We start from the raw sequence: 10,182 nt of genomic DNA, 5'->3' as shown, positions 1-10,182 counted from the left end.
GGAACTGTATCGGTTTGGAGTTTGGACACTTTGCAATTAGTACATACCATTAACGTATCGGCAGACACGGTGCGGTGCATCAGTATATCGCCAAATGAAAAGCAGGTAGCCTTTGGCTGCCGCGATAACAAAGTAAAGGTTTACGATCTGGAAGATTATACTTTATTGGCTACACTTGAGGGTCATACTATGCCTGTATTCTCCTTACAATATTCTCCTATGGGAGATTACCTCATTTCTGGCAGCCGGGATGCACAGCTAAAAATATGGGATACCACAACATTTGAACTGATACAGAATATCCCGGCACATTTATTCGCTATAAATCATATTGCGTTCCATCCTACCGAGCCCTATTTTGCTACCGCAAGCATGGATAAAAGCATTAAAATTTGGGGATCGGACGATTTTAAATTGTATAAAGTCATCAGTCGCGAAAAAGGCTATGCTTCGCACCGTTTATCAATCAACAAACTGGTTTGGAATGACAATAACTTAATATCAACCAGCGATGATAAAACAGTTATGATCTGGAATATTACCTTTTGATTTACAGGTAGCGCTTAATAAATTTCAACTTATGCGTGTATCGCTTTAATTCTTCCGAATAAATACCTTTACTTTCCAGCGTATCTATTTTTACTTTGCCGGAAGCATGAATAATATGCATTTTATCAAGCATAATACCTACATGGATTACTTTACCTTCGGCGTTATCAAAAAACGCGAGGTCGCCAAGCCGTACATCTCCTAATGAGTTGATTACCCTGCCCCCATCGGCCTGCATACTGGCATCTCGCTTTAAATTAATGCCAAATAACCTAAAAACCACTTGCGTAAACCCGGAGCAATCTATCCCAAAATGGGTGCGGCCACCCCATAAATAAGGCGTGTTTATAAACGTTTTTGCAACAACATCTAATGCTTCATCGTCGCCGGCCTGTCCAATTATTTCAAATCTCTCCTTATTTATATAACAGGTTGTGCCCTTTAAAAACGACAGCGAACTGCCTATTGGCAAATAAAAAACGCTGTTATCGGCTATTTTCCAGGCTTGTGTTACTGGCCTGCGGGTTAACAGCGGCGGTTTTTCGATAAGTCGTTTATAGTCCTGGTGGCCCAGCATGGCAAACTGCAAGCGCCCTATCCATCCTTTGTAATTATCAAATGCGGTAATTATATGTACCCAGTTTTCCTGCCATTCAGAAATCTCAAAGGCTTCGCCAAAAAGCACCTGCGATACTTGTTCGCTACGCTCGTTAGGATCGGCGCGCATAGGAATTATAGCCAGATTACAAATACCGTATTCCATAAAGTTGTAAGCTTTTTAAACGCAAACAATTTCAAAAAGTTTATAAATAAAAAGGGACTACATAAATGTACTCCCTTTTTTCCTATTAAGAAAATAATTTTTATTCGTTCATGTGCAGCCATTCTTTTTTGGCTAACAATTCTTCTCTGGTTTCGCGTACATTTTCATCATCTACACAGCAATCAACCGGGCATACCGCAGCGCACTGCGGTTCGTCATGAAAACCAACACATTCTGTACATTTATCAGGTACTATATAATAAATATCGTCTGATAAAGCACCTTGGGTTTCTTCAGCATTTAATGTTACGCCATCGCCAAAATCAATTATGCCTTTTAATCCGGTACCGTCAGAAAAACGCCAGGCTGCTCCTGCATCATAAATAGCATTATTGGGGCACTCGGGTTCGCAAGCTCCGCAGTTTATACATTCATCGGTGATTATAATCGCCATATTGTTAAAATAATATTATATTCTAAGTTACCTTTGCCGGTATTAATAAAGTGCAAATATAACAAAAAAAGGATTTAAGAGTTTCAAATCCTTGTACCATATATATGTCAAATTTAAATACAGCAAGCGCGTTTGTACAATTGGGTCAATATTTATTAAATCCTGATGAGCAGTTACAGGCTATAATAAACAACGAACGCCAATATAATGCCTGGTTTACCCCTGCTAACGTTAACCGCGCGGTTAACGCCATTGGCCAAATGCTTAATGAAACCAACTTAACCAACTGGCTTACCATGTATAACCTGACCAATAACGACCCTAAAAAGGTGGGAGTAATATTAGCAGGCAATATACCGTTAGTGGGCTTTCACGATGTATTATGTGTATTGGTAAGTGGCAATATTGCACTTATTAAGGCCTCTGCACAGGATGCCCGGCTAATAATACATCTGCTAAAAAAACTTACAGAATTTGAACCTGCTTTTGCCGGCAGCTATAGTTTTGTTGACCGCCTTGAAAAATTTGATGCCGTAATAGCTACGGGTAGCGATAATACATCGCGCTATTTTGAATATTATTTCAGCAAGATTCCGCATATTATCCGTAAAAATCGTAATAGCCTGGCAGTGTTAACAGGCAATGAAACTGAAGCCCAGTTATACCAACTGGGCCATGATATATTTGACTATTATGGCTTAGGCTGCCGTAATGTATCTAAATTACTGGTACCACAAGGCTATGATTTTACGTTCTTTTTTGAATCCATAGAACCGTATTATGTGATTGCCGATCATCATAAATACCATAACAATTACGATTACAATAAATCAATTTACCTGGTAAATGGCGATAAACATTTAGATAACGGCTTTTTACTGGTAAAAGAGGACATCAGATGGGTATCGCCCCTATCTGTTTTATATTTTGAATATTATGAGGATATAAAAGCGGCAGAGGCTATTATTAACGGGGTAAGCGATAAATTACAGTGTGTGGTAAGCGCTTTACCACTAAATATTAATACCCAAACGGTTGATTTTGGCATGAGCCAGCAACCTGCATTATGGGATTATGCCGATGGTATTGATACGATGGATTTTTTGTCAAATCTTTATACCTTTGAGGAAGGTAAAAGCTAAAAGCAGAAAGCTTAAAGCAACAATCAATTTAATATGCTTTGAGCTTTTTGCTTTAGGCTTTTCGCTTGTAAAATGTATATTATAAAAGTTAAAGGCGTTGCCAAAATACCCGACTATGTACAGCTAAGGGATGATAAATTTACCTTGCTGGCCTATTTCAGGGTTGACCGCCCTGAAAAATCATTGGATAAAGCAGGGCTGGCCGACAAAGCCGAGTATATAATGAATATTGTTAAGGACCTGCCATTTGGCCAGATATTAAAATTAGAACTATAATAAAATGATCGGTAACTCCATTATAAAGCTAAACGGCGTTGATGTTTTTCAGCAAAAGCACCTGGTACTGTCAAATGTTAACCTGCATATTGATAAGAGCGATTTTGTTTGGCTTATTGGCCAAACGGGCTCTGGTAAAAGCAGCTTGCTTAAAGTTATTTATGGCGATCTGATCATCAATACCGGCTCAGGTTATGCCTGTGGTTACGACCTCAACAAAATTACCGATAACGATATACCTTTTTTACGCCGTAAACTGGGTATTGTTTTCCAGGATTTTCAATTATTGACCGATCGTTCGGTTGAACAGAATCTGCAATTTGTAATGCGCGCCACCGGGTGGACCGACCCCAAACTAATTGCTGATAAAATACTGGATGTTTTAGAAAAAGTGGGCCTTCGCTCAAAACTTAAAAAAATGCCACATGAGCTTTCAGGTGGCGAGCAACAGCGTGTGGTTATTGCCCGTGCGTTGTTAAACGATCCCGAAATTATTTTGGCAGATGAGCCAACCGGTAACCTCGACCCTGATACATCCGAAGAAATTGTATTGCTGCTTAAACAAATAAGCCAATCAGGCACCGCCGTAGTTGTAGCTACACATGATTACCATATCATCCGTACATTCCCGTCGCGTATTATTAAATGCGAGAACGGCAAAGTGTTGGAAGATGTGCAAATAGCTTAGTTTGTCTAAATCAGACAAATCAGCGGTCAATACTGACACCACTACCTGAAAAAATTTATTCCGCTGACAGCTTGTCGGCTTTTAAACAATGGCAGGATACTTGTTTTGCCGTATTTACTATGAATTTTAACGATATGTTGAAAAAGAAAAAGACAGACGATTCAGACACACCTGAAACTTTGAACAACAATATGGATAACGACGAGACGCCTCAAACAGAAACCACTTTAGACGAAAAATCTGCCGAGGATCTGTTGAAAGAAGAGTTATCGCTGGCAAATGACAAATACCTGCGCCTGTATGCCGAGTTTGACAATTTTAGAAGGCGTACCACTAAAGAACGCATAGACCTGCTGCAAACTGCGGGTAAAGAAACTATAGTGGCCATGTTACCGGTGCTTGATGATTTTGAGCGTGCCGTAAAGTCAATGTCGACAGCAACGGATATTAATGCTGTTAAAGAAGGGGTTATGTTGGTTCAAAACAAATTAACCAATATCCTGTCGCAAAAAGGGTTAAAGCCGATGGAATCTATCGGCACCGCGTTTGATGCAGACCTGCATGAAGCCATTACCAATGTACCTGCACCTACTGATGATATGAAGGGTAAGGTAATTGACGAAATGGAAAAAGGTTATTATTTAAATGATACCGTTGTACGCTTTGCCAAAGTAGTGGTAGGCGCTTAATTAATTAGTGATTTATTGAATTAGTGAATGAGTGAATTACTTACTTGTTTACTAATTTTTATTTTATATATAACATTGCAATTGGGTTGAGTGAATTACGAGAATAACCTATTCACTAATTCACTCAATCACTAATTCACACATTAAAAAATATGTCAAAAAGAGATTACTACGATGTGCTTGGTGTTGCTAAAGGGGCTGACGCTGATGAAATAAAAAAAGCTTATCGTAAGATGGCTATCAAATATCACCCGGATAAGAACCAGGGCGATAAAGATGCCGAAGAAAAATTTAAAGAAGCTGCCGAAGCGTACGATGTATTAAGCAACCCCGAAAAACGTCAGCGTTATAATCAGTTTGGTCATGCGGCCAATGCACAGTCGGCCAATGGCGGCGGTTACGGCGGTGGCGGCATGAATATGGAAGACATATTTAGCCAATTTGGCGATATTTTTGGCGGCGGCAGTCCGTTTGAAGGTTTTTTTGGGGGTGGAGGCGGTCGCCAGGGCCAGAGCGGCAGGCGTGTAGTGCGCGGTAGTAACCTGCGTATTAAAGTAAGGCTTACGTTGGAAGAAGTTGCCAACGGCACCGAAAAGAAAATAAAAGTAAACAAACAAATACTTTGTAATACCTGCGATGGCACAGGCGCGAAAGATAAATCATCATTTCAAACCTGTAAAACCTGCGGCGGCCAGGGTGCTGTAAGGCGCGTAACCAATACTATACTGGGCCAGATGCAAACTACCAGCACCTGCCCTACCTGTAATGGCGAAGGCAGTACCATTACGTCAAAATGTACGGTTTGCCATGGCGATGGTGTGGTACGCGGCGAAGAAACTATCAGCATCAACGTCCCTGCCGGTGTAAGCGAAGGTATGCAGTTAAGCATGAGCGGTAAAGGGAACGCAGCGCCAAGGGGCGGTGTACCGGGCGACCTGATCATATTAATTGAAGAGATACCGCACGAAACCTTAAAACGCGATGGCAACAATGTGATATACGACCTGCACATTACCTTTATTGATGCAGCTTTAGGTACCAGCATTGAAGTACCTACTATTGACGGCAAAGCCAAAATAAAGATTGACCCCGGAACACAGGGCGGCAAAATATTGCGCTTAAAAGGCAAGGGCGTGCCCGAGGTAAACTCTTACCATCGTGGTGACCAACTGGTGCATATCAACATCTGGACACCAAAAGCATTAAACAGCGAAGAACGCGAGATCTTAGAAAAATTACAGGACTCGCCTAACTTTAAACCTAACCCGGGCAAAAACGAGAAAAGCTTTTTTGAACGGATGAAAGAATATTTTGAATAAAAGGTGAAAGGATAAAGCTGAAAGGCGAAAGCTATTAAAGCCCGGAATCATTTTGATTTTGGGCTTTTTAATTCATTTGTGATGTTATTTTTTATATCTTCTATTAATACTTTAATTATTTTTTGTTGATCAACAACGGTCAATTTTTCATGATATAATTTATTCAAAATTACATTATCATCAATGTTTAAATATTGTAAATCATATTCGTTAAAAATTATTTTGACATAATTTGAAACACTGAAATCATGGCTTGAATTTTTGAAATTTTTGAAAGTAAATCTAATTTTTAGCGACTGAGTTTTATCTAAAACGGTTGGCCACTGTTCTGGAGTTTCAAAAGGAAAACTGCGAGGAGAAAAGAATTCCTCTAATGAATCATATACATCATCACCAAAATCTCCTATATCAAAATCAAATGTATAATTTTTATCAAAAAAAATATCCTCAAAACCTTGCACTTTATTTTTAAGCTTGTTTGCTAATGGAGTTATTTGATTTTTTAATATGTCCTCCAATTTGGCTATTGTTTTTCTCTCCTTTAAATTGGTTTTACTAAAAATATCCATTTTAAATAAAGCAATTTCTTTATCTATATCATCATCTTCATCTATATCCCCCCCCATGGCTGCTTTCAAATAAAGCTGTAAGGAACTTACTACTCTTTCCGCAACATATTCTACAAACGGCCAATTATCATTGTTATCCGCCCGACTTAGTAACGAATAATAGTTTTGCCTGTCATCCATTTTTATAACAACCGGTGGATAACCCGCCTGCATTAAAATCAGGTTCATCAATATTCTTGACAGGCGGCCATTGCCATCATCAAAAGGATGTATGGCCACAAATTTATGATGGAACAAAGCTGCTATTACAACAGGATGGATTTTACTATTAGTTGCCTCAATATACCATTCCATTAATTCCTGCATTTTAGCAGGAGTTTCTTCGGGTGAAGCATAATAATGTAATTCACCTGTAGCAGTTTTTACATGATTTGGTGATTTTTTATATTCTCCTAAAGCAATTTGTTTTGTAGTAGACTGTCCCTCTGCCGTTTGCGCTTTTACTTCGTAGGGCTCAACTAAAATCATCTTGTGTAATGATCTTATTTCTGATTCAGAAATGGGCCTAGAGTCTTTTACTAACGACGTTAAAAATAAAATAGCTTCGTTATGTCCTCGTATATCTAAATGATCCTTTAGCGGTTTGCCCTTAGCTGTGATACCCTCCATTAAAAAAGCTACGGTTTCTCCATAACTCAACTTATTCCCCTCAATGGCATTTGAATGATAATTCCAGTCCAATCGCAATTTCTGCATCACCCTGCCCTCAACATCAGCAGCTAAGGGTCGCATATCATCAATTTGCTTCTTTAAAGTGTCTATTTCCTTTAAAATATCAGCTTTGCTAAACTCTTTTTCTAATTTGAGGTTCATACTTTAAAGTTATTAAAATATCTTTACTGTACTACACATCTCTCTAATATGGGTAAACCAATAGCCGTAATGGACCTGGGCACTAACACTTTTCATTTGCTTATTGCCGAAGGTGATCCTGCGAATCCTACTATTTTGTTCAAATCTACCGACCCGGTTAAACTGGGCGAGGGCGGCATTAACAAAGGCATTATACAACCCGCCGCGTTTGAACGTGGTGTAAAGGCTATGCAGCAATTTAATGAGCATATTTTAAAGTATGATGTGGGGCAAATAAGAGCCATAGCTACGTCGGCCCTGCGCAGTGCGGCAAACGGGCAGCAATTTATAGATGATGTAAAAGCAAAAACCGGTATCAGTATTGAAACCATTAATGGCGATGAGGAAGCAGGGTTTATTTATAAGGGCGTAAAAGCCGGGGGCTGTTTATCTGACAAAAACTCATTGATAATGGACATCGGCGGCGGCAGTATAGAGTTTATTGCGGGTAACCAGGATGGGATACTTTGGAAACAAAGCTTTGAACTGGGCGCGGCGCGGTTAATGGATCAGTTTCACCAAATTGACCCTATTACACCGGATGCCATAAATACCCTTAAAGCTTATTTAGATGAACGCCTGGCCGACTTATTTAATGCGATGAAAGCTTATCAGATTGATTACCTGGTAGGCTCGTCCGGGGCTTTTGATACGTTTGCCGAGGTGATAGAGGCCACCAAGGGAAATACCACCTTCGACATCAAAAAAATAAAGAATTATTCCTTTAATAACGACGAACTGATCAAAACCACCGATTACCTTATCCAATCATCACACGGAGAGCGTGCATCCAATAAAAGTATTATACCTGTCCGGGTAGACATGATCGTGGTTTCATCCATAGCAACGCGCTATATTATGCAAAAATTGAATATTACTAAGGTTATGCAATCAACCAATTCGTTAAAAGAAGGTGTTGTGGCGGATATGCTCGGATAAATTTTTAGCCTTAGGAAGTTTTAAAAACTTCCTAAGGCTTTCAAGCTGCATTTTGTATATTGCTACCACTTAACTGACATTCATGAAAATTAAATACATCGCCTTAGGGATAGGTCTGTTCGCTGTAATTTCGTCATCTGCACAGCGCCGTGTCCGCAATAATGCTAACGATACCATAAGTTCCAATTATAACCCGGCCGCTTTATTCGCGCCATCATTTTATAAAACCAGGGGTACTGATACACATGCTGCTAATGGCAACCCCGGCCCAAAATACTGGCAAAACCGTGCCGACTACATATTAAAAGCAAGTATTGATACAGCAAAGCAAACCCTTACCTCGTCAGAAAATTTAACTTATACCAATAACAGCCCGGATAAATTAAGCTATTTATGGCTACAGCTTGATCAGAATACTTACAAACCCGATGCACGCTCAAACTTTGTAACCGGCAAACAACCTGCCGCCGATCAGCATACTTCGGGATATCAAATTGAATCGGTTTACACTATACAAAACGGCAAAACCGAAAAAGCCGATTATATTATTTCGGCCGACCGTATGCAAGTACGTTTAACCAAACCCCTTGCTGCCAATGGCGATAAAATAAATCTGCTCATTAAATATAATTACGCTATCCCCGGCAAATTTGGTGGTCGTACGGATTATGTTGACACCAAAAATGGCAAGATATATGAAATTGCGCAATGGTTCCCGCGTATGTGTGTGTATGATGACTCGCAAGGCTGGGATACCCTGCCCTTTTTAGGCAGCGGTGAGTTTTATTTGGAATATGGCGATATTGATTACTCGGTTACTGTGCCCTGGGATATCATCGTAGCCGGGTCAGGCGAGTTGGTTAATCCCAGCGAAGTATTAACCGCCAAACAAATAGCCCGCTTAAGCGAGGCTCGCGGCAGCGATAAAACGGTGATGATAAGACGCGCTAATGAGTTAAACGTTTCATCCCGTCCTGTTAATAAAGGCACACTTACCTGGCATTTTAAAATGTACAATACCCGCGATGTAGCCTTTGGCGCGTCAAAGGCCTATATATGGGATGCCGCAAGAGTTAACCTGCCCGGCGGTAAAAAATCACTGGCTATGTCGGTTTACCCTGTTGAAAGTTCGGGCAATGCAGCCTGGGGCAGGTCAACCGAGTATTTAAAAGGGGCCATCGAATACTTTTCGGCCAAATGGTTTGTGTACCCCTATCCGGTAGCTATAAATGAGGCCGGTATTGCCGGCGGCATGGAATACCCCGGAATTATTTTCGATGGAATTACTGATAAAGGCAAAGAATTGTTTTGGGTAACAGCGCATGAGATAGGGCATAATTGGTTCCCGATGATTGTAGGCTCGAACGAGCGGCGCTATGCCTGGATGGACGAGGGCTTTAACACCTTTATTGACGTATATGCATCTGATGTATTTAACAAAGGCGAGTACGCGCCCAAACGCGATGGCGAATACGCGCCCGGCGGCGGTAACCCCGCGGATGAGATCATCCCGTCAATTACTGACCCGGCGGCGCCAACCATCATGACCGCCCCCGATGCCATAGCCGAAAAATACCGCCATCCCATAACCTACTTTAAACCAGCCTTTGGTTTGGTATTGCTGCGCGAGCAAATTTTGGGCAAAAACAAGTTTGATTACGCTTTTAAAAACTATATACAACAGTGGGCCTATAAGCATCCCCAGCCGGACGATTTTTTCAGGTCGATGGATAACGGCGCAGGCGAAGATCTGGGTTGGTTTTGGAAAGGCTGGTTTTATAACAATTACAAACTGGATATAGCAGTAAGTAGTGCTAAACAGGTAGACGGTGGTGTGGAAGCGGTTGTGGTGAATAAAGAGGCTATGGCTATGCCATTTACG

Annotated in this window: 11 protein-coding genes; 8 read left to right on the top strand and 3 right to left on the bottom strand. The window is 40.6% G+C overall.

Going from position 1 to position 10,182, the window contains the following annotated elements; genetic code table 11:
• A partial coding sequence (locus ABI367_RS03855) for a WD40 repeat domain-containing protein (protein ID WP_462230434.1) occupies positions 1 to 549 on the top strand: 549 nt, incomplete at its 5' end.
• A gap of 1 nt (position 550) precedes the next feature.
• On the opposite strand, the gene ABI367_RS03850 is transcribed toward ABI367_RS03855, so the two are convergent.
• Together ABI367_RS03850 and ABI367_RS03845 are read right to left on the bottom strand one after the other, a co-directional pair.
• Positions 551 to 1,312, bottom strand: a complete 762-nt coding sequence (locus ABI367_RS03850; protein WP_462230432.1) for a C40 family peptidase — start codon at positions 1,310 to 1,312, stop codon at positions 551 to 553.
• A gap of 100 nt (positions 1,313 to 1,412) precedes the next feature.
• Positions 1,413 to 1,766: a 4Fe-4S dicluster domain-containing protein gene (locus ABI367_RS03845; RefSeq protein ID WP_462230430.1), complete on the bottom strand. Its 354-nt coding sequence runs from the start codon at positions 1,764 to 1,766 to the stop codon at positions 1,413 to 1,415.
• A gap of 104 nt (positions 1,767 to 1,870) precedes the next feature.
• On the opposite strand from ABI367_RS03845, the gene ABI367_RS03840 reads away from it, so the two are divergent.
• The 5 genes from ABI367_RS03840 (at position 1,871) to dnaJ (ending at position 5,880) form a co-directional block, all read left to right on the top strand.
• Entirely contained in the window at positions 1,871 to 2,908 is a 1,038-nt protein-coding gene (locus ABI367_RS03840) for an acyl-CoA reductase (protein ID WP_462230428.1), read from the top strand.
• Positions 2,909 to 2,980: 72 nt separating this feature from the next.
• A complete protein-coding gene (locus tag ABI367_RS03835) occupies positions 2,981 to 3,184 on the top strand; it encodes a fructose-6-phosphate aldolase (RefSeq protein ID WP_462230427.1) in 204 nt (67 codons plus the stop codon).
• A gap of 4 nt (positions 3,185 to 3,188) precedes the next feature.
• Complete coding sequence (locus ABI367_RS03830) at positions 3,189 to 3,872, top strand: cell division ATP-binding protein FtsE (RefSeq protein WP_462230426.1); 684 nt, start codon at positions 3,189 to 3,191, stop codon at positions 3,870 to 3,872.
• A 119-nt stretch (positions 3,873 to 3,991) separates the two neighbouring features.
• Complete coding sequence (locus tag ABI367_RS03825) at positions 3,992 to 4,561, top strand: nucleotide exchange factor GrpE (protein ID WP_462230425.1); 570 nt, start codon at positions 3,992 to 3,994, stop codon at positions 4,559 to 4,561.
• A gap of 152 nt (positions 4,562 to 4,713) precedes the next feature.
• Positions 4,714 to 5,880 carry a molecular chaperone DnaJ gene (gene dnaJ / locus ABI367_RS03820; RefSeq protein WP_462230424.1) on the top strand — a complete coding sequence of 389 codons (1,167 nt, stop codon included), beginning with the start codon at positions 4,714 to 4,716 and terminating at the stop codon, positions 5,878 to 5,880.
• Positions 5,881 to 5,927: 47 nt separating this feature from the next.
• Here dnaJ and ABI367_RS03815 read toward each other — a convergent pair whose 3' ends face one another.
• Positions 5,928 to 7,322 carry a Fic family protein gene (locus tag ABI367_RS03815; protein ID WP_462230422.1) on the bottom strand — a complete coding sequence of 465 codons (1,395 nt, stop codon included), beginning with the start codon at positions 7,320 to 7,322 and terminating at the stop codon, positions 5,928 to 5,930.
• A 48-nt stretch (positions 7,323 to 7,370) separates the two neighbouring features.
• Between ABI367_RS03815 and ABI367_RS03810 the strand changes: the two genes are divergently transcribed.
• A complete protein-coding gene (locus ABI367_RS03810) occupies positions 7,371 to 8,300 on the top strand; it encodes a Ppx/GppA phosphatase family protein (RefSeq protein ID WP_462230419.1) in 930 nt (309 codons plus the stop codon).
• 82 nt (positions 8,301 to 8,382) lie between these two features.
• A partial coding sequence (locus ABI367_RS03805; protein WP_462230417.1) for a M1 family metallopeptidase occupies positions 8,383 to 10,182 on the top strand: 1,800 nt, incomplete at its 3' end.

Origin of the sequence: Mucilaginibacter sp. (assembly GCF_039935595.1) — a bacterium.
In the GTDB taxonomy this organism is placed as follows: Bacteria; Bacteroidota; Bacteroidia; order Sphingobacteriales; family Sphingobacteriaceae; genus Mucilaginibacter.
The sequence above is the reverse complement of the archived record's forward strand: the minus strand, read 5'-3'. Positions and strand labels throughout refer to the sequence as shown.

What these genes read in the sequence shown, in the direction of transcription:
- ABI367_RS03850 (WP_462230432.1), bottom strand. Translation starts at nt 1,312, where the DNA reads ATGGAATACGGTATTTGTAATCTGGCTATAATTCCTATGCGCGCCGAT.
- ABI367_RS03845 (WP_462230430.1), bottom strand. Translation starts at nt 1,766, where the DNA reads ATGGCGATTATAATCACCGATGAATGTATAAACTGCGGAGCTTGCGAA.
- ABI367_RS03840 (WP_462230428.1), top strand. Translation starts at nt 1,871, where the DNA reads ATGTCAAATTTAAATACAGCAAGCGCGTTTGTACAATTGGGTCAATAT.
- ABI367_RS03835 (WP_462230427.1), top strand. Translation starts at nt 2,981, where the DNA reads ATGTATATTATAAAAGTTAAAGGCGTTGCCAAAATACCCGACTATGTA.
- ABI367_RS03830 (WP_462230426.1), top strand. Translation starts at nt 3,189, where the DNA reads ATGATCGGTAACTCCATTATAAAGCTAAACGGCGTTGATGTTTTTCAG.
- ABI367_RS03825 (WP_462230425.1), top strand. Translation starts at nt 3,992, where the DNA reads ATGAATTTTAACGATATGTTGAAAAAGAAAAAGACAGACGATTCAGAC.
- dnaJ (WP_462230424.1), top strand. Translation starts at nt 4,714, where the DNA reads ATGTCAAAAAGAGATTACTACGATGTGCTTGGTGTTGCTAAAGGGGCT.
- ABI367_RS03815 (WP_462230422.1), bottom strand. Translation starts at nt 7,322, where the DNA reads ATGAACCTCAAATTAGAAAAAGAGTTTAGCAAAGCTGATATTTTAAAG.
- ABI367_RS03810 (WP_462230419.1), top strand. Translation starts at nt 7,371, where the DNA reads ATGGGTAAACCAATAGCCGTAATGGACCTGGGCACTAACACTTTTCAT.